The organism is Fibrella forsythiae (assembly GCF_017353175.1).
Taxonomy (GTDB): Bacteria; Bacteroidota; Bacteroidia; order Cytophagales; family Spirosomataceae; genus Fibrella; species Fibrella forsythiae.
In genome coordinates this window covers 1-1,770 of the sequence record NZ_JAFMYW010000045.1, presented here as the reverse complement: position 1 = coordinate 1,770, position 1,770 = coordinate 1, and the positions used below count along the sequence as shown (strand labels likewise).

2 protein-coding genes are annotated in these 1,770 nt (G+C 45.8%); both read right to left on the bottom strand.

The window, feature by feature from the left end:
• Positions 1-802: protein rep (locus J2I46_RS32540; protein WP_207333294.1), on the bottom strand; the 802-nt coding region annotated here is incomplete at its 3' end.
• A 618-nt stretch (positions 803-1,420) separates the two neighbouring features.
• Positions 1,421-1,546, bottom strand: coding sequence for a hypothetical protein (locus tag J2I46_RS33275; RefSeq protein ID WP_262898084.1), 126 nt, complete (start codon positions 1,544-1,546; stop codon positions 1,421-1,423).
• Positions 1,547-1,770: the final 224 nt, after the last annotated feature.

Genomic DNA, 1,770 nt, shown 5'->3' with positions numbered 1-1,770 from the left:
AATCCGTATCACTCCATTTCCATACCTGATCGGCACCTTCCAACGACTCATAAACCTGACCAACCAGATCATCAATATCATCTGCAACAGCGTGGAGTCCTCCAAATGGTTGAATAGTTCGCCGTCCCTTCATAGCTAGAAATATCACGTCCATTCTATCAGCAGGATATAGTTGCTTATCGTGATCTGCAGTTGAAACAATAAGCTTCGTAAAATACTTGAACATCTCCTTGAGACTGTTCTCATCAGCTCGTCGATAGTTCTGAGCCTGGGCATCAGCGACACCTTTCAAACGAGTGAGCCATGCGTCAATCAACCACTCAGCATTTTCTCTTCCATCAACGATCACATGATAGTGAAAATGGTAATGATTGTTAGGTCTGATGGTGCACTCACCCTTACGAATACCCTTAATCTTTCTCTTCTTATTGGCGTCGCTTCGTAGTATTTGGCGCCACACCTTCTCCATCAGGTCCATGCTCGCCACTAAATCTTTGTCTGGGACGGTCTGCTTAGTCAAGGTAACAAACTGAGGATCCTTCATGCCCTTCAGCGTAGGAAGGTAGCCGCCGATGAGTTTGGCGGTACGTATACGATTACAGACCGCGCACCAGCGTTGCTTGCAATAAGACGTTGTGATTCTTTGACCAGCCTGATAAAGGTTGTGAGAGCACAATAAAGACCCGTAGTAGCTGTTTTTTAGGGGGGAGTCGGGATTCTTACGAAGTAAGCTCGATGAAAGACTCTTGGATATATATTTAGCCCTTGCACGCCTCAGAAGCGTGGCTTTATCTTTGTGCATAAGATTACTCCTTGGTGGGGGTATTTATGAAATCCGAGCATTGTGGGTTGCAGCCCGTGATGCTCTTTTTTTTGGCTAATATAGGTAATATCGGTAGTTTGTACAACTGACGGGGTCCACTTCAACTTAGTGCACTACCCCCGTCAGTTATGCTTTCTTATCAAGAGTACTGAGTGATGTCAAAATCAAGATCGATATTTGCCTATCGATCGAAACGGAATGCAGCTCTGTGGGGACACAACTGAAACAGGGATAGATCGATCCGCGGACACCAGTCCACAAGACCTTCGGATTGATAGCTCAAAGCCTCCGAAGGTCTTTTTGTGACGTTCCGTCACGGATTTTCTTAGGCATTTTACCGCCCCACCTGTCCGGGGGAAAAATGGATGGTGTCCCAAATGGTGTCCCAAATGGTGTCCCAAATGGTGTCCCAAATGGTGTCCCAAATGGTGTCCCAAATGGTGTCCCAAATGGTGTCCCAAATGGTGTCCCCGACCCCTCATTTGAAGGGGCATTTTGGGGGGCATTTCAGGGAGCATTTTTGGGGGCATTTGCACCGCGATAGTATCAGCCCGTTAAAGCAAAAAAAAACTAAGCCCCGTTATAGGGCTTAGCCAGTTACTTCTTCTTCGGAGTGGGGACATTGACTCGTTCTCGCTCCGTGGTTTTAGGGTGCTGAGTGGCGTACTCGCGTGTGGTTAACTTGCCTGACTCAGAGTCGCGGTAGATGATGCGTTTAGACATGGTCATTAGTATAGTTGGTGAAGCATAAATATAGTAAATTCCAACCGTAATTACTAATAGATCAGCGCATTATCTACTAATATTTCACAAAAAATTTTTGGGAATTTTGTGGCTTTATTAGCAAGGTAACAGGCAGATAGGTCAAGCCTCTGTAGGCTTAAAAAGAGCTTTGAACTTGTCTGTGGGTTCGTAACCTGTCAACCTATTTCCATCCTCGTTGTACC

Coding starts and splice junctions, on each gene's coding strand:
- J2I46_RS33275 (WP_262898084.1), bottom strand. CDS start 1,546: ATGTCTAAACGCATCATCTACCGCGACTCTGAGTCAGGCAAGTTAACC.